Source organism: Leptospira andrefontaineae (assembly GCF_004770105.1).
GTDB lineage: Bacteria > Spirochaetota > Leptospiria > Leptospirales > Leptospiraceae > Leptospira_B > Leptospira_B andrefontaineae.
In genome coordinates this window covers 228,801-255,276 of the sequence record NZ_RQEY01000010.1, presented here as the reverse complement: position 1 = coordinate 255,276, position 26,476 = coordinate 228,801, and the positions used below count along the sequence as shown (strand labels likewise).

Sequence of the window (26,476 nt, the reverse complement as noted above, 5' to 3'; positions counted from 1 at the left end):
TTTCTCTCAGGTTGTTTTTTCTCTTCCCCAAATAGAAGCTAAGAAAAGTCCACTGATCAAATGCCATACTCCCCACCAAGCAGCGATGAGTGCCATTGATCCGATCCCTTGAAAGAATGTAAAAATTAAGATGAGCCCGAGTCCTGAGTTCTGAAGTCCTGTTTCCAAAGAGATTGTTTTTCTTTCTTTGTGAGCAAGACCGGCAATCCAAGAAGCAAAATATCCTACTGTTAAAGCAGAACCGTTATGAAGAAGGACCAACCAAAACAAAACAGGTCCGAACTCCACGAAAGATTTCCAGTTTCCTACAAATGCAATGAGTATAAAAACTCCGAGTAGAACCGTAGATCCAATCCTCATCGGCTTTTTTAAAGAAGAAGCAACTTTAGGAAGAAAACGATTTGTAAGAGCTCCTAAGATCAAAGGTAAGACCAATATTAAAAAAATCGAAAGAAATACATCTACAGGATTTAAGCTGATCTCTTTTAATCTGTCTGCTGCGGGAGAATATAGTTTTCCCCAAAAGAAAAAGTTAAATGGAGTAAAGAACCATGCGAGAACGGTAGTAGTTGCAGTTAACGAAATAGAAAGAGGAACATTTCCTTTTGCAAGAAGGCTGATAAAATTGGACATATTCCCGCCTGGACATGCAGCAACTAAGATCATTCCAAGAGCCAAACCGGGGTGCGGTTTTAAAATATAAAGTAATCCTACTGTGAGTGCCGGTAATAATACCAATTGAGAGAATAGACCTACGATCGCTGCTTTAGGTTGTTTTCTTAAGTTCGTAAAATCGGCAATGGTCAATTCTAAGGAGACCCCGTACATGATAAGTCCAAGGCAGATGTTCAGGACAAAGAGTCCTCCCGGACTGAAATTCAATCTGACTAAATCGTAATCTTGCATGTATTTCCTTCGGCGGATGGATTATCCGCCGCCGTTTAATATTTTAGATTTTTTTAAACTATATTTTAGTCCGTCCAGGTGACTAAAATTTCCCTTGGTCCGGAGAATGGTAATCTTCCGTGAGAAACAGAATAATTGTCTATCAAAAGAACATCCCCTTTTTGCCAGGAGAATATGGATAAATGTTTCCAGAATGCCTGACTCACCTTGCCGATCTCCGATACGCTGATCTCTGAATCGTCTCCGAAGATCACATTTGTGTCTTGGTCTTTAGGCTCCACTAACTTCTTCTTTAAGAATGTAAGAACATATAGAACTCCTGCCAGGATCAGGCTTCTGATAGTTCCTTGTTGCTTTAGAATTTTTGCATATTCTAATCTGGCAGCGTCTTGATGGAATACTTGGCTATGATTATGCCATGCTTTTGTTTTTGCAATGGGGTGCTTGCGAACCGCAACCTGCTTATTTGTGAGTTTTAAACCGTCTTCCGGCAGCCATTCTACCTGGAATCTTTGTTGAGCCGCAATCTTCTCCACTTGCTTTTTTTCTTTTGTAGAGAACATCTCATCCCATCGTTTAGTTTTCCAAAGATTATAACGAGAAGCGTTAGGGCCGTCGTATTTGCGGATGTATTTTACTCCCTTAGATTCAAATTTCTTTAATAGATCCGGATCCAGATCCTCGTATATTTTTCGAAGGTCTGCAATCGGGGTTTCTCCATGCGAATTGGGTGCGACGGCACAGAAGAACATCAATTTACGGGGAGGTTTATCTAAGAAGCTCATCTCAGCATGTTGCATGATCGGATAATGAGGGGGAAGTTCACTTGCGGTATGGACAAACTGAGTAACTTTATTTCTGGGAGAAGTCCCCAGATAATCGGTCTTCAGATTTTTGTCCAAGCTGAGAGCAACGTCTTCAAATTCTTGGGCAGAAGAAATTTGAAAACCTCGAAACAATACTGCACCGTATTCTAAAAGATCTGCTTCGATCGATTTTTTATTTTTGGAGATCCATGCAGGTAAAAATCCGGACTCCAAAGCGTTTGTGTCACCCGGGCCGTAAATTCTAGGTAATTCTTTTCCAGGAAAAAAAGATCTTTCCACCCGGCCTATACCTTTCGGCTTAGTTTTGTTAGTAGGAACTTTCTTAATTGCGGATTTGCCAGATCGGGAAATTGTATTTGTTTTCATAGAGACTCTCCCGTTAGAGAATGAAAACTTTTATAAAACGATAGAATGGAAAGGCAAGTCTTTTCATTTCCGTCTTGATTCGTTGGATTCTTCCGAAATACGTATACCATGTGTTCTATTATAGTTGAAATAAGATGAAAATTTCACTTTCTAAAGAAGGTCCAAGTTTTTCCAGATTAGTCTATGGTTGTTGGAGACTACATATGGATCCTAAGGGATCAAGTAGTGACCGTATTTTAGAAAAGATAGAAGTTTGTCTGGAATCCGGGATTGATACATTCGATCATGCGGATCTATACGGAGAGTATGGAAACGAAGAAAAATTCGGAATCGTTTTGAAATCCAGGCCGGATCTGAAAGAGAAGATCAAGATAGTCACTAAGGCTGGAATTCAACTTCCTGGACCAAATCGCCAAGGCATTTCGGTGAAACATTATGATACTTCTGGCAAATATCTAACCAGCTCAGTCGAAAATTCATTAAAAAAACTGAATGTAGATAAGATAGACCTATTTTTGATCCATAGGCCCGATCCTTTGATGAATGCTGATGAGATCGCAAAGGTTTTTAAATCTTTGAAACAAAGCGGTAAGGTCTTACATTTCGGAGTTTCAAATTTCACTCCTTCCCAATTTTCACTTTTGCAGTCCAGATTGGATTTTCCGTTGGTTACAAACCAATTGGAGTTCCATCCATTTTATACTGATCCTTTGGTGAATGGAGTATTTGATCAGGCCCAAGAATTGGGTATTAGGCCTATGATTTGGTCTCCGACTGCCGGTGGGCGAGTCTTCCAACCTAAAACAGAACAAGAAATTGTTTTATATAAAACATTGGAGGAGTTGGCAAGGAAGAAGAGCACAACTATCGATGCTGTATTATTCTCTTGGTATCTATTCCATCCGGCACAATTGGTCCCAGTTTTGGGGACGAATGATCCGGATCGTATCAGATCTGCTACAAAATCTTTTCAAATTCAATTAGAAAGAGAGGAATGGTTTCAGATTTTAGAGGCAGGAACTGGTAAAAGAGTTCCTTAATATAAAAAAATGACCATATAAGAAATTTCTAATTAGAATATAATACTTATATTTATACTGCCCGTTCGATATCAAAACGGAGAATCAAAAATGAAAATCGAACTAAGCAGAAAGGGAATCCCCCTTTTGGTAGGGATCTTATTATTCCTGCTCAATTGTAATGGGGAAAAGGCTGTAAACACGGAAAGTTTACTGGGATTGATCCAGAAGCCGGACCAAACGAAAACTGGAACAAACTATTCAGATCTTGCAGTTATTGATACTGTAAACGGAACCGGAACATTCTCTTTGCTCACTTATAATGTAGCAGGATTACTGGAGCCTTTTTCCAGTTCGAATCCGAGTGAGAACACTCCTTATATGGGGCCTTTAATGACTCCATTTGATCTGATCCAAGTCCAAGAAGATTTTAATTACCACGCAAGTTTGTATGCAAACGATGTACATCCTTATAGGTCTGCTACAAGTGGAGGAATGGGAATAGGTGATGGTTTGAATACATTATCTTATTTTCCATTTTCGGATTTCCAAAGAGTGGATTGGAGCGCCTGTAATGGAACGGATTGTTTAACTCCTAAAGGATTTACTTTAGCAAGACATAAGGTAGCACCTGGAGTATTTCTGGATGTATATAACCTACATACGAACGCAAGTACAGAAGAAGCGGATCTGGCTGCAAGAAGATCGAATGTATTACAAATTCTGAACTTTATAGAATCCAATTCCGCCGGAAACGCAGTGATCGTGATGGGAGATACGAATACAAGATATACCAGATCGGGAGATAATATTCGAGAGTTTATCAATCATGGATTTACGGATGTTTGGATCCAATTGATCCGAGGCGGATCGTATCCTACACAAGGAGCTGACGCCTTAACAGATTGCGAAGGTCATAGAACAAGTGCAAGCTGCGAGATTGTGGACAAAATATTCTACCGTGGGAATTCCTATATTTCCTTATCTCCTAGTTCTTATTTGATCGAAGAGGAAAGATTCGTACATCCGGTCACGGGAGTTATGCTTTCTGATCATTATGCGGTTTCTTCTACGTTCAATTATTCTCTTTTGCAAAACCTTGTATTTAGCGATACATTCGGTGGACCGCATGGAACTGCATTTAACGATGTGAATTCTCTACCTTCTTCTCCATCCGCATCTAAATTAAGTATAAGATCCGGATCTAGAGTGGATGCAGTTTCTTTACAATTAACGAATGGAACTGTGTTAAGTCATGGAGGAACTGGAGGAAGTTTGCAAACTTTGACCTTGGGATCGGGAGAATACGTAAACCAAGTAAAACTTTGTAGTGCGCAAAAAAGCGGTCACACTCGTATTTTTTACGCTCAATTTCGCACAAGTCTGTCCAGATTCCTTACGGGAGGATCTACTACTTCTAGCTGTACTACATACATAGCACCTAACGGCTGGGGAATCGTAGGATTTCATGGAAGAAGCGGGGACGAAATTGATAGCCTAGGAGTGATCTTTGCTCCGGTTCTATAAGTGATCCGGAAAGTATTTCGCTCAAACATTCGATAAAAATCGAAAAAATAAAAAGCGATCCATTTGTTTCTCTTAAGTATGTCCGAGCTTCGATGCGGGATGTATAGGGTTTTTTAGGAGAAATGAATGTTTCGCTTTCTAACTTCAATCTTAATCGTATCTTTTCTTTTCGTCTGTAAGGCCGAAAATTCCCAAAAACAGTCTGAAGATCTTTCAGATTTACGTTCCAGATCCGCAGCAGCCCCAATGCCTTCCGCGGATGAACAACCGATGCAAGAGGCCGAGAAAAAATTGGCTACCGGCAAGGCGGGCGAAAGGGAAGAAGCACCAGAGGATCAGATCAAAACCTTTGCCACTCCTAAGATAGGAGCCCTAAAGATAGGTCGACTTTTAGAATATAAGGTAGATCTAAATTTCGAGACAAAGGACTTTATCGCCGCTCGCAAATTTTTATTAGAACTTTCGGGCAAGTACGGATTTGTTCAGAGTGAAAGTCTTCAGAATTGGGGAGGAGATACTGAACCAAGTATGACTGCAGTCATTCATGTAAAGTCTTCCGATCTATATCAGGTTTTGATGGAATTGGAGAAGATCGGCACTCTCACTTCCGAAAATATCCAAGTGGAAGATCACACCGAAAATTATACATTGGAACAGATCCATGCCAAAAGAGAGAAGATCAGGATCGCAAGAAGAACGGATCTTGGTGCAAGATCAACTCCCAGAAATGCTGCTGAGATCGAAGAACTTATAGGACAATCCGAAGATTCTGCCGACTCGGCTGAATTCGAAAAATGGAAAATTATGGATAGAGTCAATTGGGCAAAGATCAGCATCCATATGTATGGTCCCAAAAAACCGAAGGCCGTGGAAGTTCCTAGTTTTGGAGATGCATTTATTGATCTGGCAAGTCTTGGATTAAAGCTGATACTTTCTTTGATCTATATTATTCCTTTAGCGTTGATCGCTGTGGGAATTTTCTATCTGGTTAAATATGTGAAGAATCGTCTAAAATAAGAGAACGGGGCCTTGGGCCCCGTCTTAATTATTTTGTTTCCGGGGAAACCATGGTTTTTAGCCTAGAAGAAATTAGCCTGAGGGAAAAGATGCCGACTCTGGAAGAAGCTCAAAAAGAAATTATCGCCGAGTTCTCGGAAGCTGCAGACTGGGAGGAAAGATACCAGATGCTGATCGAGATAGGGGACGAGCTTCCTGTTTTGGCCCCGGAATTAAAAACGGAAGATAGATTGGTCCCAGGTTGCCAGTCCAGGGTTTGGGTCGTCCCGGAAGAAAAAGAGGGCAAATTATTCATCCAAGCAGATAGCGATTCTGCTATCACAAAAGGAATGATCGCATTACTTTTAAGGGTTTTTTCCGGAAGGACAAAAGAAGAGATCAAGTCTGCATCTTTGGAATTTTTGAAAGAGATCGGTTTGGACAAACACCTTTCTATGAGCCGACGTAACGGCCTTTATTCCATGGTAAATAAGATTAGAAGTTTCTAAAGTAAAGTATAGGTTAGATTCCCAGTAATTTTTCCCTACCAATCCGAAGAAGAGCCACCCCCACTAAAGTCTCCACCACCTCCGCTAAACGAATCACTCGAAGAATCACTGGAAGAAGAACTCCAATCGGATGATCCGGAGCTCCAAGAGCTCCAACTGCCGGAAGACCAGTTTCCGCCACTGCCTCCGGAACTTTTGGCCGCTATGTATATGATACAAAGAAGAACAAAGAATATAACGAGAAGTGGAAGCATAGTTTCGAGAGAGAATCCTAAAATACCTCCGAACCAATATCCTGCATAAGTTGCCGCCCCAGCTTGCAGTATGCTGAACATTTTTCTCAGAAAGATACCTGCAAGAATCCCGATGACGACTAGGGCTCCGATATAATATCCGAAATTGTCCTCCTCTTCGGAAGATTCGTATCCGGTATGAGTCTCCGGTTCAGGTAAGGTTTCTCCGTCGATAAGTCCTATCACCTTATCGATCCCAGTCTCAATACCCTCGAAATATTTTCCCTCTTTGAATAAGGGTCTGACGAATTCGGTCTGGATCCGTTTGCTGCTGAAATCGGTAACGGCTCCTTCAAGTCCGGTTCCTACCTCGAATCTCATCTTGCGATCGTCTTTTGCTATGAGAAAGATGAAGCCATCACCTATTTTTTTACGACCTATCTTCCATTCTTCTGCAAGTCGGATGGAATAATCCTCTATGGGCTCTTCTCCTGTCGTGGGTATCATCACGATCACCACCTGGCTTCCTTTTCTTTTTTCAAAGGCCTTTAATTTGGACTCTAAGGAATCGGTTTGCTCGGAAGTCAGGGTTCCAGTCAGATCGGTGACCCTATGTTCCAATTTAGGTATCGGAATAGGATCGGCAAAAAGTGGGCCGATACAAAGGCAGAGAAGAAGAAGAAAAATCCGTTTCATATCATTATATTCCGAAAACGTAAAGTAATAGCAGCCCTATCATTTGATAAAGGGCTCGTCGGGTAGCTCGTTCGGATTATGTTTTCCGGCGGGGAAATAGCGGCTTAAGTCCACGGTAAGTTCGGAGATCCCGAGTAAAATGGCTTCTTTCGGTTTTCCGGATCGGAAACCTTCTCCTATTTTAGAAGCGATGGAATCCAATCTGTTTTGTCCGATTTTTTTGTAGATTCCGCGATCTGCCAGTATATGGATCTTCTTTTCGGATAATAGAAGGTAAATTAAGATTCCCGAATTTTCTTCCGTATCCCAAACCTTAAGGAACGAAAACATTTCGATCGCCTTTTTTTCGGAAGTAACGTTTTGTAAAATTTCCAAGACAGATAGTGTGGATTCTATACAGATACGGAGTTCTCCCCTATGTAAAGATTCCGACTTTTTCACCGCTTGGCCAAGTTCTTCCCGATCAGCCTTGCTGAAATATCTTCCAAGTGGACTTAAGAATACGGATTCACTAAGACCTACAGTAAGATTTCTTAATATTCTACTAAATTTATTCATATAATTACCAACTGGATGAGGCCCCGCCTCCTCCAAAACTTCCTCCCTTTCCTCCTTGGAAAGGAACTTTCTCTTCTGCCGGCGTATAGGAAGAATTAGAACCGGAAGAAGAAGAGCGCCTAGATGAGGAGTCATCCTCTTCTTCTTCTTCCTCTTCGCGTTGTCGCCTTCTGCTTTCGTAATCGTCCGACCAGCTGGAGCCACTATCTATGACTGGATGCCGTTTTTGATAATCATCGAGATATCGTCTGATTTCTTTTCGATATCTGAATAGAAGAAAGAAAATTATAGGAACGATTACGAATACAAAAAGAACAAGGAAAATGGAGAAATTATCCATTTCTTTAGGCGTTTCTTGTTTTTCAAAAGTCTGGAAATCTTCCGGCTTAGGAGGAGGTAAGGGTTCTCGATTTATACGTCTGAAGAGTTCGTTTATCCCAGCATCGATCCCTTCGTAGAATTTTCCTTTCTTAAATTTCGGGACTACATATTCCGTTTGGATTTGTTTTGCCTTGGCATCCGATACGGCGGCTTCTAAACCGCGTCCTATTTCGAATCGAAATTTGCGATCGTCTTTAGCGATCAGAAAGATCACGCCGTCATCGATATTCTTTCTGCCTATTTTCCAAGCTTCCGCTACCCGTATGGAAAATTCTTCTATGGTTTCTTCCGCGGTGGTGGGCACGATCAACACTACGATCTGGGCCCCCTTTCTTTTCTCGAACCTGCCTAACTTGATTTCCAGATCGGAAATTTCGGAAGAGGAGAGTGTGTAGGTTTGGTCCGTTACTCGTCCTTCTAACTCCGGAATAGGGATCGATTGGGAAAAAACCGGTCCGGTAATAAATGTGAATAGAAGAATAGCCCAGATTTTCTTCATAGAACGTGGCAGTAATAAGATTTAAAATTCGACCTTAGGTGGTTTGGAGATTTCTGCCTCGTTCTCTACAGTAAAGCTAGGCTTCGGTCCGTATCCTAAAGCTTTGGCAGTGATCACGTTCGGAAAAGTTCTTACTGTGATATTAAATTCTTGGACCGATTTGATATACCGGTTTCTCGCAATAGCAATTCTGTTTTCGGTTCCTTCTAATTGTGCCTGTAGATCCCGGAAATTTTCGTTGGATTTCAATTCCGGATATTTCTCTACGATTATCATAAGTCGAGATAGAGCGGAACTCATTTGGCCTTGTACCTTATTGAATTGCGCGAATAACTCAGGATTATTCAGAATTTCGGGGGTGGCCTGAACTGATCCCACGCTGGCTCTCGCTCTTGCTACCTCGATCAGTACTTCTTTTTCCTGGGCCGCGTATCCTTTTACGGTATTCACGAAATTTGGAATCAGGTCGTTTCTTCTTTGGTATTGGTTTAATACCTCTGCCCAGGCAGCCTTGACCTGTTCGTCTTGTATTTGGATTTCATTATAACCGCAGGAATTTGCGAATAGGGAGAAGAAGAGGACCAGCTTAAGAATAGCGATCTTACGAAAAATTGAAAAAGTGCCTTGGGACATTCCCACCTCCGACCAGCGGAATTTTGTAAGGAAAACGTCCCTTGGCAATCGGTTTTTTCTGACAACATTCTGTTTTATGCCGCCTCTTTTGGGAAATTTTCGTGTTTTTCCAGGGCTCTTTTGCGGATTTCTTCGATGAGTTTGTCTGCGAGCATTTCAGCAAGTGCAGATATTTTTTCTTGGTTGATCGAGTTTCTATATTCGGTTTTCATTGGCGCCTCCTTGTGGTCCGTATATAAAAATACAGCGGGCCCCGGACAAATTGGGCGGGCAGAAAATAAAAAAACCGGGAAAATTCCCCGACTGTCTCACCCGATAATAAATAGAAAAATGGCAAGGGCCGCCTGGTACGAATGGAATTGGATTACAAAACCCGACTCGAGGAAATCGAGAAGGTAGACGGTTATTTTCGTAGGTCCCCGGAAGGGATCTGGTCCTACGAGTTGGATTCTCCTTTAGATACCACTCTTCCGATTGAGGAACAGTGCAGGCTGATCTATGAGAATGCAAGACTCACACATTGCAACGATACCATGGCTAGGATCTACGGGTATCATAACGCAGAAGAGATCAAAGGTGTTCTTTTAAAAGATCTTGTTGGACCGACTAACAAGATGAATATGTTCGGTATTAATGAATTCATTCGCTCAGGGTATAAGATACATGATAGCGAATTAGAAGAAATAGATCTAAGAGGAAAACGTAAGTATTTTCTAAGCTCGGCTTTGGGTGTGGTAGAGAATGGATTTTTACTTCGAGCTTGGGGAGTGCAGAAGGATGTAACTTCCATTCGTGCGGCAGAGTCCAGGCTCAAGAGAACAATCGCGTTAGAAAGTTTACTCACTCAGCTTTCCAGATATTTTTTAAGCGTAGAACCAGGAAACACCACAGATGCAGTGAACCATGCTTTGGGTGAACTTGGAAAATTCTGCGGAGCGGACAGAGCGTTTTTATTTTTATACACTCACGCAGGTCTTACCATCTCAAACACGAATGAATGGTGTGCGGATGGAATAGAACATAGGATCCATCTATTACAGAATCTTCCAATAGAAACATTTCCTAAATCGGATTACGATACGATTAGTAATAAGGGTCATATCGTTTATGATTCTTTGGATAATGTTCCTTCTACACATGCTTCCCTAAGAAATCTTTTAGAAAGAAGAGGGACTCGTTCCTTGGTGGTGGTGGGTCTTTCTTCTCGGGATGAAGAACTTGGTTTTATAGGATTTGATTCTGTAAAAGGTCAAAAACTTTGGACAGAAGAAGATATTTATGTTCTTAGGCTAGTGGGCGATTTGATCGTTCTAGCATTCGATAGACAAAAAAGAGAATCCGATCTAAACGATTTTTATGAAAGAATGAACCATGATCTTGAATTGGCTCGTCTTACTCAAAGATCTTTGGTCTCTAGAGAATTTCCTAGTTCCCCTTTTTATAAAATGGATAGTTATTTCCGTCCTTTCGAAAAAGTCGGGGGAGATATTATAACGTATATCCAACATGAGAATGGTGTGTTGGATATTTTATTCGGTGATGTTTCGGGTCATGGTATCTCTTCCGCAATGGTTTCCGGAATGGCGGTACTTTCTTTTAGGCATCATGCAAAAGCCGGTCTTTCTCCTGCAGAAGGTATCCAACAATTTGTAAAAGATCTAAAACCAATGGTGGTGGAACATCATATTGCTGCCGTATGGGCCAGATTTTTCCCTTTGGAGAAGAAGTTAGTCTATTCTTATGCCGGTCATCCTCCTATTGTAGTATTTAGGGGTGAAGAGAAGATGGAATTGAAAGGTATGAATCTTCCTCTTCTGATCTTTGATTCTATAGAATATTTTAATGAATCTATTAAATTACAAAAAGATGATAGAATAGTATTCTACTCCGACGGAATGTATGAGGTATTCAACGCGGAAGGCAGAATATTGGATCTTCCCGGATTTCAGGACATTCTACTCCAACACAGAGATCTTGGGAATTTAGATGAATATTTGGATCAGGTTGTCTCCGATGTATTCCAATTTTCGGAAGGAGTTTTTGGCGACGATATGGCAATGCTTGTGATTGATATTAAAGGATGAGGAGTTGTTACTCCAAAACCTTCTTCTTTCTTCCCAATAGAAAAACCCCGGAAAGAACTATTATTGTTCCGACCACATTTTCCCAGGTGATAATCTCTCCTAAAAGAATTGCCGCCAAAAATAAAGTAAATACCGGACCAACACTTCCTGCGATGGACGCCTTATTGGAACCAATTCTTTGTATTCCGGCGGTAGTTAAGAATGCAGGCACTACTGTAGTCAAAAATCCTAAGGCAAATCCATATCCATAAACCTGCCAAGGTTGATGCATTAGGATTTCATAATTCTTCGTGAAGAAAAAATGAATAAGAACAAAAACTCCAGACCAGATCATCAAAAGAGCAGTGAATTTCCGGGATCCCAGTTTAGGGATCATCTGCCCGCTTCCTATTAAATAGACTGCGTAAGCCAATGCGGAAAGAAACACTAGGGTTGCTCCGATCCATGCGGATTTTCCTTGTGCTTCTGCGTCGGGTAAAAATGCCAATAGTATGCCTGAGTATGTGAGAGCCACGGAATAGATCTCGATCTTGTGAACCTTCTTCTTTAAAAAAACGAAACCTAAAAGAAGGACAAGTGCAGGGAATGTAAATAGTACAAGTCTTTCCATGGATGCGGATAAATATTCCAATCCCCAGAAATCGAAAAAGCTAGCCATATAATAACCGATGAATGCGAGTAAAACTACGATCCCATAATCTTTTCGGGAAATTGGATTGTCTGATTTTTTAGAAGTTTCTTGGTAAAGAACGTACGCGAAAAATGGAATAGCAAATATCATTCTAAGTGCAAGAACTGTGACTGAGTCTATTCCAAATTTATAAACCAATTTTACGATCACTCCTTTAGACGAGAATAGTACGGTTCCAGCCAGAGCATATAGATAACCCAAGGTTTCTTCGCTGAATCCAAAGGAGAAATGTTCTTTAGTTTTCTCGGAAGTTTGGCTCATTCTTCCAGGTTTTTAGAAGCTAACGTCCTAAAAAGAAATAATTTAATTGTTTTCTGGAAGTGATAAATCCTCCTCCAGGATAAGTGGCGGGGAAAAAGGAATCTCCTCCGATTTCTGAAGTTGCTTTTAGATCTCTGATCTGCCCGTAACATTCTGAAAGATAAAATGCATGTCCGCATCCTAATAAATGATATCCTTCATGGACCATTGTGTTAGCGGCACCTCCCACTAGTAAATGTCCGAGTGATGCGGTATGAGCTAAAACAAATCCTCTGGTACCTGTGGGGCTATCCACTGCTCCTAAAACTTCGAAAGTGGGAATGAAGAACAATGCTAAAATATAAGAAGCGAATTCATATGCAATATCCGAGAATCGAACTCCAGCCAAAGCTAAGAGCCGATCACAACCATCCGGAAGTTCCGCTTTATACAGTTCTTCCATGATTGCTTTGCCAGTCCATCCAGGTCTTTTCCAATCTTTTACTTGAGCTACATTAGCTTGCAGATTGTAGAGAACCAATTCTTCGTTCCAAGAATTGAATAGATAATCCATCCTTTCGGTGGAAACGTTTTCATCTTTCCATACGCATACTCTGATAAATTTCATTTTTCCGTATTCGTAAGTCTCTCTTACCGAAGTTCTGTGGAATCCAACCGTAGTGCAGGAGGTTAATAAGAATAGAAGAAGGAAACGAATATGTCGCATGTTTGCAATTCTTTAGAACCTTAGAAAAACTCCTTGGAAAAGCAAGGACTTTCGTTCGATACTAATAGAGGAACCGTGTGCCTGCACAGTCAAAGTTTTAAGCGATGAATTCTGTAAAACCAAAGAATAAAAAACAAGTGAAGAAGGTCCCTTCTAACAAACGATCTTCTTCTCCTTTATTCCTGCTCTTGGTGGGACTCCCGTTCTGCTTTTTTCTGATAAGTGCAATGTTAGGTAGCGTAATAAAAATAGATCGAGTTAGTTCGGAATCCGCATTTGAGAATAGATTGAATCCGATCGAAAAGGCCTGGAGAGGTCTGAAATTGAAAGTATATGCCTATGAATACGGCTCCGATTATAGAAATAAGATCCCGGAAAACGAGGGACGCGCATTAGGTTTAATACGCGAATCTATTCTAGAATCCACTCTTCCCAGATATCTTTTTCTATTTCTGGCAATTGCCGTACCATTTTACTTTTTTGTAAGGTTGTTCAAGGACAAACCCCAGAAAAAAGCGTTATGGCCTGTGGCTATAACTGCAGATCCTAAGGTCAGAAAAACTTCTACGCTTCCCCCAAAAAAAATCATAAAGAATTAAAATAGATTTGATTACGTTATTATAGCGTATTGAAGATGTCGTATGCTTCCAAGTAGACGATATTCGAATTTTTGTAAAATTATTACCCTAATCGGTATAACCGCATTATATCTCCAAAACTGTACTTTAGATAAAAGGATAGAATTCGCTGGAGAAGATAAACTAGGCCTGGAAGCGGGGAGTAAGCCCTGCGAGGAACTAACGCATTATAATCGTTGGTTTGCACTTTATGGTCTATGGCGTATCCCTGGTTCGAGGGATATTGAGATAGAAAAGAAAGAAGGTAAGGTCTACTTCGCAGAACATTCAGTAAATGGATTGCAGGCCACACTCAATGTGCTTACCGGCTTTTTCAGTACTGTAGTATTCTATAAAGTAACAGTTAGTGAATGTGATTTAGGAACCAGATTCGTTCATAGAGACCAATACGAAAAATTCTTCGAGGAAGAAAAGACTAGAGCTCATGCGGAGTTCTTTTCCAAAACTGAAAAAGAATTAGAAGATGCTCTACGCAAGTATCTGGATAAAACAAGTCCTGCAGAACATGCGGGTAAAAATTACAGCATGATTATCTTAAGAACTGGCAAAACAACCGAAGCCAGAGTAGTGGGCCAAGATGTAGATTCTCTTAAATTGGAAACGGAAGATGCTAATGGACAAAAGCATGAGTTTACTCTTTTGAAAAAGGAAGTATATAAAGTGATCTTTGCCACTAAGATCATTAAGGTGAAAGACACTCCTCCAGTAAAAGAACCTGGTAAAGAAAAACATTAATCTTATCATCGCATCCCTTCTTTGAGGGATGCGATGTCTCGTTTCCAGTCAATAAATTTGCCTACTATAAAAATCCTACTTGTGCATAGTCATGATATTCGCTTATCATACTGATAAGGGGAATTCTCCTATGTTATCCAGTCGTTATTTTTCCAATTCCATATTTTATAAATTTATAATATTATTTTTCGCGATCTTGGTCCTGAATTGTGGACTTGCATTAGGATACCAAGCCGAAGAAGAAGCTGCTCAAACTTCAGAAAAGAATAATAACGATTCGCTACTGAAGGCGTTGGTTTTATTGAATGGAAATTTTGGCGGTTTGCTGAGCTTTTCTCCTTCTCCATTGACATTTTCCGCTTCAACTGGTAAATCTGCGTACGATATTACCGTTAATTATTGGCCAGGTTCAGGGACAGGGGAATTGCGTTTTGATCTGGTTTGGAATGGGATAATGTCTTGCGCTCCGCAAGAAGGAGTGTTCGCTGTTTATCATGACGATACATATCCTTTGACTTTTGCCGATGTTACTTTTGACTGTTTTATTACCGGAACTGGTCAAGTATCGCATATTGTAGATACGGCGATCGGATCAGGACTTCCAAGTTTAGGAACGAACCTCGGAAATTTAAGTGTAACTGTAACCCCTTAACTTAATACAAGTTTTAGAAAGTCTATCTCGCAACTCCGAAACAAACGGCCATCATATCACCTTGGTCAAATTTTTTGACTGCCCAATCCGCTACTTTCTTAGAAGTTTTATAGAAGATCCCGGATCCTTTTTTAGCAGTGAGCCCGCTTCCATACGAGATATGACCAAGAGGAATATAACCCAATTCATTTCCTAAAGAAATAATGCCAGGCAAACTATAATAATACAGATGCTCTGGAACATTTAAATATCTCCATTTAGGTCCCAGATATTTTGCAAGAACTCCATATCTGCAGGTAGAAAGTATCATTCTTCCCCCTGGTTTTAAGTGTTTTAGGATTTTTTGAAGTGTTTCTTTGGGATGATGGAGATGTTCTATACTTGCCCAAAGTGTGATCAGATCGAATTTTTCTTTTCCGTCTAAGTCCCAGGTCAGAAAATCTTTTTGTTCCACGTCCAAGCCGAGTGTTTCTTTTGCAAAACGTACCGGTCCGCTTGCGATATCTAAACCTTTTGTTTTCCAATTTCTGCTTTTTAGATAATCTAAAAAATAACCTGCAGCACAACCTACATCTAACGCGGATCTTTCGGAACCTAATATCCTCTCCCAATCAAAGAAACCCAAATCTTTTAGATTCAAATTGAATACCCTTGCGATCTCTTTTTTGGTTTCTTCCGAATAATAATTATCGTAACCTCTGTCAGTCCTTTGAGTGAAGTAGGAATCTTCATAATACTTGGAAACTTCTTCCAAGCTAGGTTGAGGATTGACCTGAACTAATTTACATTTTTTGCATTCTACTATTTGGAAGATCTCTCCCTTGGGGCTTGCCTTGGAGAAGAGAGGAGTAAAGTCAGAATTAGAACAAGTATTGCAAGGGATAGATTGCATACCATAAGGATCGGCGATTTGTTAGGTTTTCCGACATAAAATGGGGACCAGGTTCGGTTTTAAAGCTTGCTTTTTCGGTAAATTTATTGTTAAACGTAGGAGATGCGAACTTCTCTTTGTCTTAGAAATAAATTTATAACAAGTCTTATCTTCCTTATGCTCATTGCCCATAACGTAAACTGTGGACTTGTGCTTACGGGAACAGATATAGGTAAAGAGTTTCTAGGTTTATCGGAAGAAGATAAAAAAGATCCCGAAAAACAAGGAGCTTTACTGGCCTTGTTGGCAGGTGGTGGTTCGTTGCTTGTATTTACTCCAGTCGCATTGTCTGTAACTGCGGGCGGGACCGTAACATACCAAGTGGGCCTTAGATCGGTTCCTTCCGACTGGACGAGTAAGGATGTAACCGTAGGTTTCGATATAGATGTATCTAGTTGTCCGTCAGGTACTTCCCCAAATTTTTGGCCTTTTTCTTTCAGTCCTCCATATAGTCCTATAAACAATTTGAATTTCAGTACAGTTAATTCAGGAGCCTGTATAGTAAAATATACGGTGAGTGGAGAAGTGACTTCTCAAGCCTCTGGGCTTACTGTTGGTGCTGATGCAGGATCTCTTCCTTTATTGATCCAATTGAATCAAGTGGTAGTAGGTCCCTGAAAGGACTTTACCGTAGAAAAACCGCTTTGCCAGGGATAGGGTTTCTAAAATCCTTCCCCTATGTATAGAATCCTTGCATTGTCCTCTCTCTTAGGACTTTCTCTTTTATTTTCCCAATGCCAGCCGATTGAATCTGTAGAACCTGAAACTTTAAAAATCAAAGCTGTGGGTGATTTGGTTATGGGAACCAATTATCCAGAGAATAAACTTCCTTCAGATCCTAAAAACACTTTGTTCTCTCAGGTGGAGCCAAGTTTGAGAGGTGCAGATATACTATTTGCGAATTTTGAAAGTACTCTGACTGATTATCCTCATTGCGCTAAAAATATAAATCGTCCACTTATCTTTGCTTTCAGAACTCCTCCATCATATGCAAAAATTCTAAAAGATGTTGGATTCGATATAGTTTCCATCGCGAACAATCATAGTTTAGATTTTCACCAACAAGGTTTCGATGATACAGGTAAAAATCTTTCAGAAGCCGGAGTCAGATACACTGGCAAAAAAGGTGCAATCACTTATATGAACGTAAAAGGAATTTCTGTGGCTTGGATCGGATTCAGCCATATGGAAAGCGCTCATAATCATGTGAACCATATTGAAGAAGGTGTGGCTCTTGTAAAAGAAGCTAAGAAAAAAGCGCAATTGGTTTTCATCTCCGTTCATGGTGGAGCAGAAGGCGGACCAGCTCTACACGTAAAAAATGAACAAGAAAGATTTTACGGAGAATATAGGGGAAACTTGGTCGCTCTTTCTCACTCACTGATCGATGCAGGAGCAGATCTATTCATAGGACATGGTCCTCATTTGCCTAGAGCATTCGAATTGTATAAAGGAAAACTGATCGCTTATTCTTTAGGAAATTTCTTGGGATATAGAGTATTCTCTACGAAAGGATACGGCGGTTATTCTTTGGTCTTGGAAGCAGACCTGGACAAACAAGGGAATTTTATCAAAGGCAAGATCCATCCATTGCAGTTAAGCCAGAATGGAATTCCTGCTCCGGATCCGGATGCTAAGACCACGGAGCTGATCCAGTCTTTGACTAAATCGGATTTCCCTGGCAAAGGACCGAAAATTCAGTTGGATGGAAATTTCCATCCTTAATTGAAGTTATTTCATGTAGGAGCTCCTACAAATCTCGCCCCTATTTTTAATTGGAAATTTTACGATTATCTGATATAGGGGAAACGGCTTCTCCCACTAACCCGCCTCCTCCACCCTAAACAGGGTGGGGGCCGCCTTCGAAACCATGTAGGAACTCCTACAGTGGCACTCTAAAATAAAAAAGACCGATATAGGAACTCCTACATCGGTCTTTTACTTAACAAAATCTTAATGTGAATTATTGGGTATTGCCAACCGGCTCCAACGCGCCCGCAGGAGCTTTGAAGTTAATTTCATAAATATCGTAGTAAGAATTTCTCATACCTTTTACGTAAGCTACAGAAACTCCTAAGAAATATCTAAGTCCAAATTTAATAGTGTTTGTGGCAAAGGTCGCGATCTCTTCGTCGGTTATCGAGAATGGATGGATTTTGTTTCTGGTCTCGTCCAGATATAATCCTTCCCAAGTCCCAATCATAGTTCCCTTATATTCTAAACTTAGAATACGCCCTGTAACGGAAAAATTTCTTTTTCCACCTGATTTACTTTTGCTTACGATCTTATCAGGCAGACCTTTTGGAAGAGATCTCTCTTGTAGTTGAGCTCCTATTACTTCGTAATCGGAAGACAATGCGATTGCTTCAAATCTATGGACCCTGTATTGGACCAAAATTTCTTGGTTTAAACTTTTGCTTAAGAAGTTCACCACATCTGCGTTTTCAGGACGTACGCTGAATTCGATCTTTTGTTTTGCCGGAACAAAACATTCGTCCTTCAATTCGTCGCAAGCTTCTGAATCGTTTATAGTATAAACTTCTAACAGACCTTCGTAAGATTCAAAAATAACCCCTCTGCTTTCGAATTGGACCAATTTTGCAACAGTCCAACCCTCGGAATAAGTTCCGGCTGCGGATAAGGATGAGGTAGTTAAAATAAAGATCCCTAATAAAAGAAATCTTAAGGATGGAATTCGTTTCATTCGAGTTCGGTGCTCCCTGTTATGTAGGTAGACCCTAAAGGATTCCCTTTGGGCCACGAATTCGTGAATCCTTTCCGATTTTTATCTTACATCAAGAAAATATTTCTTTGTGAATTCGAAAATGTAGGATCTCCAACATGCAGGTTTCAGAGGAGTTTTGGCCGCCTCCTTCGGATCGGGCTGCTTCGGGTTCGTTGACACTCATCCGGGCCTTGTCCGGACTAAAGCCCTGCGCATCCCTGGCGGGTTCTTGAACCTAAAAATCTTAGCGGTCTTGGCGCCTTTGCGTGATCTAAAAGTCACTGCATTTGCTTCTCACGCGAAGCCGCCAAGTGGAGAAGAGACTGATTGTAGGAGTTCCTACATTGTAAACAAACTCCGTGATCTCAGTGCTCTCCGTGTGAACCAATAAATGCACAAAAAGTTTCGCGCAGAGCAGCCCGGTCTTGCGTAAGCAAGAGGCGGTAAGACCTTTTTGAGATTGCCCCTTCGACTTGGGTTGGGAACCTGGTCTTGCAAGTAGATCGGAAAAGGGAATCCGGTGAAAATCCGGAGCTGTACCCGCAGCTGTAAACGCCTAAACGGTCGGACAAAACCACTGTCGAAAGACGGGAAGGGTCCGAACCTTCGCGTGAGTCAGAAAACCTATCAGAGCTACTTTCAATTCTATGGCTTTCGGGAGTTAAGGCCTCAATGCACAAAAGACCCAAACGATTCGGAAAGATACTTCATCTAGGGCTCTTTTTATTTTCCGTCCAAATATTTTCCCAAGAGTCCCAGAAGACTGAAACTTCCACTGTTAAGGTGGTGGGAAAGACCAGTTCGAATTCTCAACCCGAAAATTTTAGAAAGAATCCAACTGGTTTCCAGACTTCTATCGATCTGGACCAATACAATGCACGTTATACGAATCTTCCGGACGTTTTAGAAAGAGAGGCCGGTGTTAGGATCAGAAGATACGGTGGTCTCGGTTCATATTCAACTCTTTCTCTTCGAGGAACGAACCCGAACCAATCTAGGATCTATATAGATGGAGTCCCTTTTAATAATTCGCAAGGTGGAGAAGTAAATCTCGCGGATCTTCCCTTCGATAATTTACAAAGTATTGAAGTTTATAGAAGTGGCGCGCCCGTTGGATTTTCAGGTTCAGCGATCGGCGGAAGTGTAAACTTAGTTACAAGAACCGGATCCGGACCTCCTAAAACTCGGGTTAATATAGGAGCAGGAAGTTTTAATACCGGAAAAGGTAGCATAACGCATACTGGAACGTATGGAGGGATCGGCACCAGCGTATTCTTATTGGGAGAAAAATCGGACCAAAACTTCTCCTATTTAAATAATCATGGAACCTTACTAGTCAATCCTCTGGACGATACGATCGATAGAAGAAGAAACGCACAATACGAAAGAACTTCGGGTATGATCGGGCTTAGCGGCGATATCGGGGCTACTAAAATTAAATTTTGGAATGATCTAAATTATAGATTTCATGGAATTCCTGGACCTGCAAGTAATCAAACGCAACAGGTTCATCGCAGATATCTTAGAAATACTTCTTCAATTGGAACGGATACGAAAGGTTTATTTGATGGATTATTAAGATTAGAGACTCGGGCCTTTACTTCATTTACGAATGATGATCTATTCGATCCAAAATCGGAATTTTCCAAAGGAACTCCTAATTCTTCCGCTCAGATGGGGCAGTCCGGTTTTCAGATCACTCCTACTTTCTATTTATTAGAATATTATCAAATTTTGAAATTTCATGCGGGGGTAGAAAGGGAAACTTTCGAAAGATCCAGAAGTACACCTCAAAATATAGATTTAAAATACGAGCCTGGGAAAACAAGGACCTATACTACTTTTCAAGTAGAGGACGAGTTTAGATTTTTAGATGGAAAGTTAGTTTTGACTCCGGGAGTTTCTTGGGATTCGTATAGAGACAAATTCCAATCCGACGAACCTTGGTATAGAAAACAAGATCCGTTCGCTTCTTCAATAAAAACCACCGAATTTTCGAATCCTAAAACTGGACTATTATGGAGATTTTGGGAAAAAGAAAATTATTCTTTGGAATTCAAATCCAATATCGCAAAACAATATCGAATTCCAAGTTTCTTAGAACTTTTTGGGGAAGTTGGAACGATCCTAGCAAACGATTCTCTTAAACCGGAAAGAAGTGAGAATGGAGATACTGGTATTACCGGACGATATAAAAACGGAGAACTTAAATCCAATATTACGGTTTCCTACTTTAGAAAAAGGATCAAGGATATGATCCTATTCATTCCGAATTCACAATTCACATTAAGACCTGAAAATGTGGACTCAGCCAGAATTGACGGAGCGGAAGTTTCTCATAAGACGGAATATAAGGGCTGGAAATTTTTATTAGAATATACTTACCAAGAAGCGATCAATACTTCTCCCGCGCCGTATCTCAACGGAAAGTATCTTCCTCTCAGGCCTAAACATGAGATTTCAGGAACAATTGCATATAGAGGAAAAACCTGGGAACTTGGTTTTGAAGGAGTGTATGTAGGAGCCGTATTCAAAGACAGGACAAATGAATACGTAAATTACCAACCTGCTCGCCAAATTTGGAACGCGTATCTTACACTTGTATTATATACTTCTCCCGAGGAAGAGGATCCTAATAAAAAAGGGGAAAAGACTCCCAAAGAACTGCTCTTAAGCATAGATCTTAGGAATATGGGAGATAAAAGAGTAGAGGATATCGTAGGATATCCTCTTCCGGGAAGAAATTGGTTTATCACCTTAAGTGGGAGGTTTTAGTGAGATCGGCGGCACGTTTCATTCTTCCCGGTTTTATTATCTTACTTACCTTCTGCGGGGATATAGAAAGACCACCTTTATATACATTATTCTTAACTCCGAATCTTCCTAATAATATAGGAGTAGTCACCACTGATTTTGCAAGCGGGGGAAGATTTAAGGTATTAAATCCGGAACTTCTTCTTTCTTATCCCGGATTGACACCGATTCATTCCGACGCAGTAGCAAGGTTCGGGAATGGTAAAGTTTATATTCTAAATCGTTTAAATAGGGATAGCGTTCAAGTTTTAGATCCGGATTTCGGATTCCAAACTAGGGCGGAATGGTCCATGGGGGCAGGAACAAATCCTACAGATATTGCGATTGTAGGTCTAAACAAGGCTTACGTTTCACTTTATGGATCTAGAATATTAAGAATCATTCATCCTTTGACTGGAGCAAGTCTTGGGCAGATTGATCTGGGCGGATATTCGGAACCAAGCGCTATACCCGACAATCTTCCCGAAATGTCAGGAATGCAGATCGTAGGCACTCGCCTTTTTGTGACATTACAAAGATTGGATCGAAACGATCCGAGCGGGTATTTCCCTCCTGGGGCTTGGGGGTCTCTTCTTTTAGAAATAGATACTGTAACAGATTCTATTATTTCAACTTATACATTTCCGGTCCCGAATCCTGTAGGCAAGCCTCAGATGTTGGAACTTTTCGGAGAGACTCATTTGGTCTTTGCTGCCGCAAATAGAATGGGTTTTTTAAGCCAGATTGACGGCGGGGTGGTGGCATTCAGACTTTCTTCTCGGACTTTTCGCTCAGGCTTTTTGTTTCAGGAAGCTGCTGCGGGCGGGGATATACTCGGGGTTCAGATCAAAAACGAACAACTGGGTTACGCAAGCGTTCTGGACGCGTCTTTTAATAAAACATTACAAGTATTTAATCCAAGTACCGGGCAGAAGTTGTCGACTTTACTTTTTATTCCTTCTTCTTATGATGCAAGTTTGACCACAATCTTACTTGCGGAGGACGAAATACTTTACGTTTCCAATACCCAATTCACTCAACCCGGAGTTACTATGTTCGATACCAGAGACAATCGGCTTTTAACCCCGGCTCCTATCTCTGTGGATCTCCAACCTTTCGACCTGATACAGCTCAAAGAATAATTCTAATAGAATTCTTGACCCCAAGTCGAAAGCGGATTGACAAAGCCCTAAAAGAATGGATGATCCTTCGTTGTTTTTCGGAGGCCTATTCCTTGATTTCCGATATGTTCCAAATGATTGCTGCGGGCCATAAAGCCCAGGTTATTTATTCTTTAAGAGAAAATCCGGATCTAGCCTCCAAACAAAATCCGGAAGGGATTACTCCTGTACTTTTTGCTCTTTATTACGGCAAAGATGATATAATCAATTCGTATCTTAACTTAGGAATTCCTCTTAATTTATTCGAAGCAGCGGCTTTGGGGAATGAGGAGAGAGTCAAAGAGTTAGTAAATTCCAATCCGAGCATTGTTCACTCTTATAGTCCTGACGGTTGGACACCTTTACATTTGGCATCTCATTTTGGAAGACTTCCTATTATTCAATTTTTATTGGAGAAGGGAGCGGACATACACGCTAAGTCTAAAAGTAAATTATCGATCGGTAATACTGCATTACATTCTGCGGTTGCTTCCTGGAGAGTAGACGCAGTTGCATTACTTTTGGAACATGGCGCGGATCCGAACTTTACTCAAGACGGCGGTTTTTCCCCTCTTCATATTGCCGCTTCCAGACAAGGAAATGAACAGATTGTTACTTTATTATTGAAGAAGGGAGCAAATCCTGATCTTAAGACGGAAGAGGGTAAAACCGCGAGAGAGATCGCTGCAGAAAGAGGGGTTGCTTTTAGCGCTTAGTTTTTACAGTTTTTGATTTTATGATCAACGAATGTTTTTAGATAGAGTATTAAATTTTTCTAATTTTTTGAAAAATTCCGAATAGAACAACAATCTGTATCCCTAAAAGTAGATAGAACCAGTAAATATTTGTCGTATTTATATTTTCTTTTTCGCGTTCTATTCTTTCCGTTTCTAATTCACCTTTCAGCTTTTCAATTTCTAGGCGGAGAAGGTTGATACTAAGAATAAGATCTTCCGTACTTTTGTTGGTTACGCTTTCTTTAATGTAATTGTTTTGGTGCTGCAAAGTTGTTTTTTTGAATTGTTTCCCGGTATCCTCTAACTCCCTAAGTTCCTTTTGAATATTTTCATTTAGAGGCCATTTATTATAAGCTTTTTCTAAATATTCTTTCGCCTTCTTAAAATTCCCCTTTTTCTTTTCTTCTCTGCCAATTCCGATCCAGGCTTGGGTTAAAATAAATTCAGCCTTAGAGTTGGAAGGATCCGATTCTAAAATAGAATTTGCCAATATGGAAGCTTCTTCGAATTGTTTGGATTCTAATAGAATGTTTCCTTCTCGGATCCACTCGCTTTCAATCGGATCTTCTTCTGATAATAAAAATAATGGAGAGATGATTAGAATGGAAAAGACTGTTATTCTAAAAAATACAGATTTCAGAAGTGCAACTTTCATCTGTCGATCCGAATTGCCTTATGAGCATATCTTCTTCTTGGCATAGGTGAAGAATGAGTTACCCAAGCGGAACCTAATGGATTTCCGGAATCCAAAGAATACACGGTATTTTCGGGAATATTAATAGAAGAAGCTCCACCAAAAGAGAAAATTTTACGAGTCTCGTAAGAAGTTTGGACTGCAGGAAAATAAATCGACGCAGGAAGACTTGGGCCTAAGGAAAAAGAGCCGGAACCTAATTGGTAAAACTCGGTTCTATTTGTAGGAATTATAGAAGTAGCAGGTTGAAACACATTTCCGGAACCCGTTGAACCTCCTATAACTGCAAAGTAAACTCCATCTGCAGGAAAAGGATCTTGAGAAGACGGTAAAATACAAACGCTGGCCGCTCCATGTTTGGATTCTCCTAAACTAGGCTCGCTAAAAGAAGTAGTAGTATTTGCCGAAGCAGCAAAACCATCGGTGCTTGAGTTTGCGCTTCCACTATTATAGGTCCTTCCGCCAGTATAAAAAATGACTCCATTGATTGCACAGCCGGACATATCCACTCTATTAAATATAGTAGATGCAGAAGAAAAAGAGATCCATTGGCCGTTAATTCCAAGTTCAGGATAGAACTTTAGAATTGTATTAAATACTGGGCCATTCGTCATATCGGTAGAGTTCGATCCGGAAAGAATATAGATCTCACCACCTATAGAGCCCGCTACCGCTCCAATCGAACCTGAAGGCAAAGAAGATTTTGTTTCCCAAATATTTGTATAAGGATCATACACTTCCACTTTGGAAGAGGAAACATATGTTCCGGAAACATTTTCCATTCCGCCAATCACATATATTTTGTTTTTATGATGAACAATAGAAGCGAAAATCCTTGGACTAGGAACGTTTGTAATGGAAGAATACCAAATGTCTGTTACAGGATCAAACAGATCCACTTCTTTGATAGGGAGCCCGTCATTTCCGATTCCACCTAAGATCCAAATCCCTCTTGTTTTGGGAGGATCATTCGAGATCCATGTGGTAAATTCTAAAATACTACCTTCTTCTATCTTTTGAGATCCGCAGGTTAATATCACTTTATAAGAAGTGTTTGCATTTAAGTTTTTCCATTCTGAAAAATGGGTTTTAGAAGATTGGGTGCTCGGAATAATTCCTTCGCTCGTATACATTGTACCTTTGGAAACTTTCGAACAATTCCAAGAAAGAACAGCAGAGTTCGGGCCTAATTTGGCTACAAATGCAAATTCTGCCCTGGCAGATTCTTCTCCTAAAATTTCAGATAAACCGGCTGCGGTACAAAAGCAAAAATATTTGGATATAAATAGAATTATAAAAACGGAATATATTCCTCTCATATTGCAAGCCCCCAAGAGAATCTTAATCCGGACCTGCAGAAATTAGAGCCTTCTTCTATACTACATTGAGAACGAATACCTATTCGAATAGAAGACCTGGATTCTGTCTGCCAGTTCCAACCGAATTCAAAGATCAGATCCGGATTGATCGCAGAGATCCTTTCATCTCCAGTCCTTGTTAAATTGCTGAAACCGGCGCCGACCAACCAATAAGGGGAAGAATATCCGTAATATTTACCAAAATACAAAGATTGGCTCCATACACTTAAGTTTCCGTTCTTTCCTTTTCCGATAGATGCTTCGGATATGGCCCCGAAGAACCAAAACTTTGAGTTTGCGTCCCTTTCCAAGAATGCGCCTACTCCATATGTGATCGGGAATGTTTGTCCCCATGGTCCCCAGGAATAATATCCGGAGCCGAAAAGACCGATCCTCCAGTCTTTTTGTTTAGAAGTTTCTAATAGATATTTTTCCGGAATGATAGGCACTTCGGATGAGATCTCATCAAAATTATGAGAAAGGATCTTATATCTATCTAACTCAACGAAACCAAGTTCCGTTTTTAAGATAAGTTTGTTCTCTTTCTTTTCGATCAAGATCCCTTTAAGTTGGGTTCCATCCGAAAGTTTGAATTCAGAATAGCGGTAGGAAGAATCCGGGCCCTTCTTTCTGGGATCTATTCGTTGGAGTTCTAATTTGGGAATCCTATATTTTTTCTCTTTCCAAGAGAGAAGAATATACTCCGGCTCTTCCGAAACTTCTTCAGCAATATAAGCATCTCCATTTTTAAATAATATTTCAGAAGTGAAAAGATAAGAAGGGAAGAAGAAGATCCCATAAAATACGAAAGCAAACTTTTTGGACATAAAATGTATTTCAGATGAAGAAAGATCGAAATAGAAAATCCGATCCTCCTTATTGGATGGGATGTGACTTCTTCGAGTAAAAAGAAAGAAAATTATTTTGAATTCGTACAAAATATCCTAATTTGGTATATTTTAAATATTGTATGTTCCTTTAGTGATCTCTCTTCTTTCACCAAATCCAGGAATTCGTGCGGAATATGGATTCTAAATTCCAAAAAAAGCAAATTGAGTAAATCCCAATTCGGGATATTTGAAAAAAGAATGTGGATATTATGACTTTTAATATCCTAAATTGGGATATTTGTGTTTGACATCGAAAATTTTAAACGCGTTA

At 40.3% G+C, this 26,476-nt stretch carries 27 protein-coding genes and 1 riboswitch; of the genes, 13 read left to right on the top strand and 14 right to left on the bottom strand.

Going from position 1 to position 26,476, the window contains the following annotated elements; all coding sequences use genetic code 11:
• Nucleotides 1–6: 6 nt before the first annotated feature.
• Together EHO65_RS05935 and EHO65_RS05930 are read right to left on the bottom strand one after the other, a co-directional pair.
• Nucleotides 7–906 (bottom strand): bile acid:sodium symporter family protein, encoded by a 900-nt coding sequence (locus EHO65_RS05935; RefSeq protein WP_135773223.1) that lies wholly within the window; start codon nt 904–906, stop codon nt 7–9.
• Between the two features lie 65 nt (nt 907–971).
• Nucleotides 972–2,099 carry a TauD/TfdA family dioxygenase gene (locus tag EHO65_RS05930; protein ID WP_135773222.1) on the bottom strand — a complete coding sequence of 376 codons (1,128 nt, stop codon included), beginning with the start codon at nt 2,097–2,099 and terminating at the stop codon, nt 972–974.
• A 134-nt stretch (nt 2,100–2,233) separates the two neighbouring features.
• Here EHO65_RS05930 and EHO65_RS05925 point away from each other — a divergent pair, with 134 nt between their 5' ends.
• From EHO65_RS05925 to EHO65_RS05910, 4 genes are all read left to right on the top strand, one after another.
• A complete protein-coding gene (locus tag EHO65_RS05925) occupies nt 2,234–3,139 on the top strand; it encodes an aldo/keto reductase (protein ID WP_135773221.1) in 906 nt (301 codons plus the stop codon).
• 90 nt (nt 3,140–3,229) lie between these two features.
• A complete protein-coding gene (locus EHO65_RS05920) occupies nt 3,230–4,645 on the top strand; it encodes a jacalin-like lectin (protein WP_135773220.1) in 1,416 nt (471 codons plus the stop codon).
• A gap of 126 nt (nt 4,646–4,771) precedes the next feature.
• A complete protein-coding gene (locus EHO65_RS05915; protein ID WP_135773219.1) occupies nt 4,772–5,662 on the top strand; it encodes a DUF4349 domain-containing protein in 891 nt (296 codons plus the stop codon).
• A gap of 89 nt (nt 5,663–5,751) precedes the next feature.
• Nucleotides 5,752–6,150, top strand: coding sequence for a SufE family protein (locus tag EHO65_RS05910; RefSeq protein WP_100723019.1), 399 nt, complete (start codon nt 5,752–5,754; stop codon nt 6,148–6,150).
• Between the two features lie 35 nt (nt 6,151–6,185).
• On the opposite strand, the gene EHO65_RS05905 is transcribed toward EHO65_RS05910, so the two are convergent.
• From EHO65_RS05905 to EHO65_RS19885, 5 genes are all read right to left on the bottom strand, one after another.
• Entirely contained in the window at nt 6,186–7,079 is an 894-nt protein-coding gene (locus EHO65_RS05905; RefSeq protein WP_135773218.1) for a TPM domain-containing protein, read from the bottom strand.
• Between the two features lie 39 nt (nt 7,080–7,118).
• Nucleotides 7,119–7,637 (bottom strand): TPM domain-containing protein, encoded by a 519-nt coding sequence (locus EHO65_RS05900; protein WP_135773217.1) that lies wholly within the window; start codon nt 7,635–7,637, stop codon nt 7,119–7,121.
• Between the two features lie 4 nt (nt 7,638–7,641).
• Nucleotides 7,642–8,517, bottom strand: coding sequence for a TPM domain-containing protein (locus tag EHO65_RS05895; protein ID WP_135773216.1), 876 nt, complete (start codon nt 8,515–8,517; stop codon nt 7,642–7,644).
• A gap of 21 nt (nt 8,518–8,538) precedes the next feature.
• Nucleotides 8,539–9,150: a LemA family protein gene (locus EHO65_RS05890; RefSeq protein ID WP_135773215.1), complete on the bottom strand. Its 612-nt coding sequence runs from the start codon at nt 9,148–9,150 to the stop codon at nt 8,539–8,541.
• 74 nt (nt 9,151–9,224) lie between these two features.
• On the bottom strand, nt 9,225–9,362 hold the full coding sequence (locus tag EHO65_RS19885; protein WP_165780177.1) for a hypothetical protein: 138 nt from the start codon (nt 9,360–9,362) through the stop codon (nt 9,225–9,227).
• A 141-nt stretch (nt 9,363–9,503) separates the two neighbouring features.
• On the opposite strand from EHO65_RS19885, the gene EHO65_RS05885 reads away from it, so the two are divergent.
• Nucleotides 9,504–11,234, top strand: a complete 1,731-nt coding sequence (locus EHO65_RS05885; protein ID WP_135773214.1) for a SpoIIE family protein phosphatase — start codon at nt 9,504–9,506, stop codon at nt 11,232–11,234.
• A 7-nt stretch (nt 11,235–11,241) separates the two neighbouring features.
• Here the strand turns inward: EHO65_RS05885 and EHO65_RS05880 are convergent, their stop codons facing one another.
• Together EHO65_RS05880 and EHO65_RS05875 are read right to left on the bottom strand one after the other, a co-directional pair.
• Nucleotides 11,242–12,186 (bottom strand): DMT family transporter, encoded by a 945-nt coding sequence (locus EHO65_RS05880; RefSeq protein WP_135773213.1) that lies wholly within the window; start codon nt 12,184–12,186, stop codon nt 11,242–11,244.
• A gap of 19 nt (nt 12,187–12,205) precedes the next feature.
• Nucleotides 12,206–12,892 carry a hypothetical protein gene (locus tag EHO65_RS05875; protein ID WP_135773212.1) on the bottom strand — a complete coding sequence of 229 codons (687 nt, stop codon included), beginning with the start codon at nt 12,890–12,892 and terminating at the stop codon, nt 12,206–12,208.
• Between the two features lie 104 nt (nt 12,893–12,996).
• Between EHO65_RS05875 and EHO65_RS05870 the strand changes: the two genes are divergently transcribed.
• The 3 genes from EHO65_RS05870 to EHO65_RS05860 all read left to right on the top strand — a co-directional run bounded on the left by EHO65_RS05870 (nt 12,997) and on the right by EHO65_RS05860 (nt 14,917).
• Entirely contained in the window at nt 12,997–13,491 is a 495-nt protein-coding gene (locus EHO65_RS05870; RefSeq protein WP_135773211.1) for a hypothetical protein, read from the top strand.
• A gap of 42 nt (nt 13,492–13,533) precedes the next feature.
• Nucleotides 13,534–14,265: an LIC_13076 family protein gene (locus tag EHO65_RS05865; protein WP_135773210.1), complete on the top strand. Its 732-nt coding sequence runs from the start codon at nt 13,534–13,536 to the stop codon at nt 14,263–14,265.
• A gap of 130 nt (nt 14,266–14,395) precedes the next feature.
• A complete protein-coding gene (locus EHO65_RS05860) occupies nt 14,396–14,917 on the top strand; it encodes a hypothetical protein (protein WP_135773209.1) in 522 nt (173 codons plus the stop codon).
• 22 nt (nt 14,918–14,939) lie between these two features.
• On the opposite strand, the gene EHO65_RS05855 is transcribed toward EHO65_RS05860, so the two are convergent.
• The gene (locus EHO65_RS05855; RefSeq protein ID WP_135773208.1) at nt 14,940–15,809 is read right to left on the bottom strand and encodes a class I SAM-dependent methyltransferase; all 870 of its coding nucleotides are present in this window, start codon (nt 15,807–15,809) and stop codon (nt 14,940–14,942) included.
• 156 nt (nt 15,810–15,965) lie between these two features.
• Here EHO65_RS05855 and EHO65_RS05850 point away from each other — a divergent pair, with 156 nt between their 5' ends.
• On the top strand, nt 15,966–16,466 hold the full coding sequence (locus EHO65_RS05850; protein WP_135773207.1) for a hypothetical protein: 501 nt from the start codon (nt 15,966–15,968) through the stop codon (nt 16,464–16,466).
• A 60-nt stretch (nt 16,467–16,526) separates the two neighbouring features.
• Entirely contained in the window at nt 16,527–17,573 is a 1,047-nt protein-coding gene (locus tag EHO65_RS05845; protein ID WP_208743997.1) for a CapA family protein, read from the top strand.
• Nucleotides 17,574–17,811: 238 nt separating this feature from the next.
• Here the strand turns inward: EHO65_RS05845 and lsa26 are convergent, their stop codons facing one another.
• Nucleotides 17,812–18,552 (bottom strand): surface adhesion protein Lsa26, encoded by a 741-nt coding sequence (gene lsa26, locus EHO65_RS05840; RefSeq protein WP_135773206.1) that lies wholly within the window; start codon nt 18,550–18,552, stop codon nt 17,812–17,814.
• 491 nt (nt 18,553–19,043) lie between these two features.
• Nucleotides 19,044–19,219: riboswitch (cobalamin riboswitch) on the top strand.
• A gap of 26 nt (nt 19,220–19,245) precedes the next feature.
• On the opposite strand from lsa26, the gene EHO65_RS05835 reads away from it, so the two are divergent.
• The 3 genes from EHO65_RS05835 to EHO65_RS05825 all read left to right on the top strand — a co-directional run bounded on the left by EHO65_RS05835 (nt 19,246) and on the right by EHO65_RS05825 (nt 23,242).
• Nucleotides 19,246–21,348 (top strand): TonB-dependent receptor, encoded by a 2,103-nt coding sequence (locus EHO65_RS05835; RefSeq protein ID WP_135773205.1) that lies wholly within the window; start codon nt 19,246–19,248, stop codon nt 21,346–21,348.
• On the top strand, nt 21,348–22,508 hold the full coding sequence (locus EHO65_RS05830; RefSeq protein WP_135773204.1) for a YncE family protein: 1,161 nt from the start codon (nt 21,348–21,350) through the stop codon (nt 22,506–22,508). The genes EHO65_RS05835 and EHO65_RS05830 overlap by 1 nt, the downstream gene beginning before the upstream one ends.
• A 95-nt stretch (nt 22,509–22,603) precedes the next feature.
• Nucleotides 22,604–23,242, top strand: coding sequence for an ankyrin repeat domain-containing protein (locus EHO65_RS05825; RefSeq protein WP_167482016.1), 639 nt, complete (start codon nt 22,604–22,606; stop codon nt 23,240–23,242).
• Between the two features lie 49 nt (nt 23,243–23,291).
• On the opposite strand, the gene EHO65_RS05820 is transcribed toward EHO65_RS05825, so the two are convergent.
• From EHO65_RS05820 to EHO65_RS05810, 3 genes are read right to left on the bottom strand one after another with little or no spacing between them, the layout of a single operon-like run.
• A complete protein-coding gene (locus EHO65_RS05820) occupies nt 23,292–23,918 on the bottom strand; it encodes a hypothetical protein (protein WP_135773203.1) in 627 nt (208 codons plus the stop codon).
• Nucleotides 23,915–25,276, bottom strand: a complete 1,362-nt coding sequence (locus EHO65_RS05815) for a Kelch repeat-containing protein (RefSeq protein ID WP_135773202.1) — start codon at nt 25,274–25,276, stop codon at nt 23,915–23,917. The genes EHO65_RS05820 and EHO65_RS05815 overlap by 4 nt, the downstream gene beginning before the upstream one ends.
• The gene (locus tag EHO65_RS05810; RefSeq protein ID WP_135773201.1) at nt 25,273–26,142 is read right to left on the bottom strand and encodes an LA_3334 family protein; all 870 of its coding nucleotides are present in this window, start codon (nt 26,140–26,142) and stop codon (nt 25,273–25,275) included. The genes EHO65_RS05815 and EHO65_RS05810 overlap by 4 nt, the downstream gene beginning before the upstream one ends.
• Between the last annotated feature and the right edge of the window lie 334 nt (nt 26,143–26,476).

What these genes read in the sequence shown, in the direction of transcription:
- EHO65_RS05865 (WP_135773210.1), top strand. Translation starts at nt 13,534, where the DNA reads ATGCTTCCAAGTAGACGATATTCGAATTTTTGTAAAATTATTACCCTA.
- EHO65_RS05810 (WP_135773201.1), bottom strand. Translation starts at nt 26,142, where the DNA reads ATGTCCAAAAAGTTTGCTTTCGTATTTTATGGGATCTTCTTCTTCCCT.
- EHO65_RS05915 (WP_135773219.1), top strand. Translation starts at nt 4,772, where the DNA reads ATGTTTCGCTTTCTAACTTCAATCTTAATCGTATCTTTTCTTTTCGTC.
- EHO65_RS05845 (WP_208743997.1), top strand. Translation starts at nt 16,527, where the DNA reads ATGTATAGAATCCTTGCATTGTCCTCTCTCTTAGGACTTTCTCTTTTA.
- EHO65_RS05875 (WP_135773212.1), bottom strand. Translation starts at nt 12,892, where the DNA reads ATGCGACATATTCGTTTCCTTCTTCTATTCTTATTAACCTCCTGCACT.
- EHO65_RS05815 (WP_135773202.1), bottom strand. Translation starts at nt 25,276, where the DNA reads ATGAGAGGAATATATTCCGTTTTTATAATTCTATTTATATCCAAATAT.
- EHO65_RS05855 (WP_135773208.1), bottom strand. Translation starts at nt 15,809, where the DNA reads ATGCAATCTATCCCTTGCAATACTTGTTCTAATTCTGACTTTACTCCT.
- EHO65_RS05870 (WP_135773211.1), top strand. Translation starts at nt 12,997, where the DNA reads ATGAATTCTGTAAAACCAAAGAATAAAAAACAAGTGAAGAAGGTCCCT.
- EHO65_RS05910 (WP_100723019.1), top strand. Translation starts at nt 5,752, where the DNA reads ATGCCGACTCTGGAAGAAGCTCAAAAAGAAATTATCGCCGAGTTCTCG.
- EHO65_RS05930 (WP_135773222.1), bottom strand. Translation starts at nt 2,099, where the DNA reads ATGAAAACAAATACAATTTCCCGATCTGGCAAATCCGCAATTAAGAAA.
- EHO65_RS05860 (WP_135773209.1), top strand. Translation starts at nt 14,396, where the DNA reads ATGTTATCCAGTCGTTATTTTTCCAATTCCATATTTTATAAATTTATA.
- EHO65_RS05895 (WP_135773216.1), bottom strand. Translation starts at nt 8,517, where the DNA reads ATGAAGAAAATCTGGGCTATTCTTCTATTCACATTTATTACCGGACCG.
- EHO65_RS05920 (WP_135773220.1), top strand. Translation starts at nt 3,230, where the DNA reads ATGAAAATCGAACTAAGCAGAAAGGGAATCCCCCTTTTGGTAGGGATC.
- lsa26 (WP_135773206.1), bottom strand. Translation starts at nt 18,552, where the DNA reads ATGAAACGAATTCCATCCTTAAGATTTCTTTTATTAGGGATCTTTATT.
- EHO65_RS05935 (WP_135773223.1), bottom strand. Translation starts at nt 906, where the DNA reads ATGCAAGATTACGATTTAGTCAGATTGAATTTCAGTCCGGGAGGACTC.
- EHO65_RS05880 (WP_135773213.1), bottom strand. Translation starts at nt 12,186, where the DNA reads ATGAGCCAAACTTCCGAGAAAACTAAAGAACATTTCTCCTTTGGATTC.
- EHO65_RS05925 (WP_135773221.1), top strand. Translation starts at nt 2,234, where the DNA reads ATGAAAATTTCACTTTCTAAAGAAGGTCCAAGTTTTTCCAGATTAGTC.
- EHO65_RS05890 (WP_135773215.1), bottom strand. Translation starts at nt 9,150, where the DNA reads ATGTCCCAAGGCACTTTTTCAATTTTTCGTAAGATCGCTATTCTTAAG.
- EHO65_RS05900 (WP_135773217.1), bottom strand. Translation starts at nt 7,637, where the DNA reads ATGAATAAATTTAGTAGAATATTAAGAAATCTTACTGTAGGTCTTAGT.
- EHO65_RS05835 (WP_135773205.1), top strand. Translation starts at nt 19,246, where the DNA reads ATGCACAAAAGACCCAAACGATTCGGAAAGATACTTCATCTAGGGCTC.
- EHO65_RS05850 (WP_135773207.1), top strand. Translation starts at nt 15,966, where the DNA reads ATGCTCATTGCCCATAACGTAAACTGTGGACTTGTGCTTACGGGAACA.
- EHO65_RS05905 (WP_135773218.1), bottom strand. Translation starts at nt 7,079, where the DNA reads ATGAAACGGATTTTTCTTCTTCTTCTCTGCCTTTGTATCGGCCCACTT.
- EHO65_RS05885 (WP_135773214.1), top strand. Translation starts at nt 9,504, where the DNA reads ATGGAATTGGATTACAAAACCCGACTCGAGGAAATCGAGAAGGTAGAC.
- EHO65_RS19885 (WP_165780177.1), bottom strand. Translation starts at nt 9,362, where the DNA reads ATGAAAACCGAATATAGAAACTCGATCAACCAAGAAAAAATATCTGCA.
- EHO65_RS05820 (WP_135773203.1), bottom strand. Translation starts at nt 23,918, where the DNA reads ATGAAAGTTGCACTTCTGAAATCTGTATTTTTTAGAATAACAGTCTTT.